Below are 567 nucleotides of genomic sequence, written 5' to 3'. Positions count from 1 at the left end.
GCCGTGCCGATCGCGGCGGAGGCGGCGCCCTACGCCTACGCGTCCAACCAGATCACCAACCTGACCATCAGCACCACGACGGGCCAGATCCAGCCGCTCGGCACCGCCTCGGTCTCGGCCTCCGACTCCGCCGTCTGGGCCAACCTGCCGATCTCCGGCTTCCTCGGCACCGGCACTGTCGGCAATGCGCTCGACATCCAGAAGGCCTGCGCCGGCGGATCGGCCTGCTCGATCGGGGAGAACGTGTTCACCGCCGCCGGGCCGGGCGCCTTCGGCACGGGCGGCATGCGCGCGGATGCCAGCATCGGCGCCGGCACCCTGCAGGGCGGCGGCGTCAGCGTCAGCAACGTGGCGGAGGGCACCGGCAACCTGCCAGGCACCGCGAGCGGCCAGAACACCTCGACCATCAACTTCGAACTGACCGGCACCGGCGCCTCGCTGGTGCTGTCGCTGACCGACCTGATCGAGCTGGTGGTCTCCACCTCCGCGCCCGGCGAGACGGCGAATGCGACGGTGACCAACACCTTCCAGATCTTCGACGAGGCGGGCAACGAGGTGGACAGCTAC

General features: G+C 70.5%; 1 protein-coding gene. It reads left to right on the top strand.

All coding sequences use genetic code 11. The features are described from left to right. A partial coding sequence (locus ACFHPP_RS31335; RefSeq protein WP_437167128.1) for a hypothetical protein occupies window positions 1–567 on the top strand: 567 nt, incomplete at both ends.

It is taken from the genome of Falsiroseomonas sp. E2-1-a20, from assembly GCF_051433195.1.
Classification (GTDB): domain Bacteria; phylum Pseudomonadota; class Alphaproteobacteria; order Acetobacterales; family Acetobacteraceae; genus Falsiroseomonas.
The sequence above is the reverse complement of the archived record's forward strand: the minus strand, read 5'-3'. Positions and strand labels throughout refer to the sequence as shown.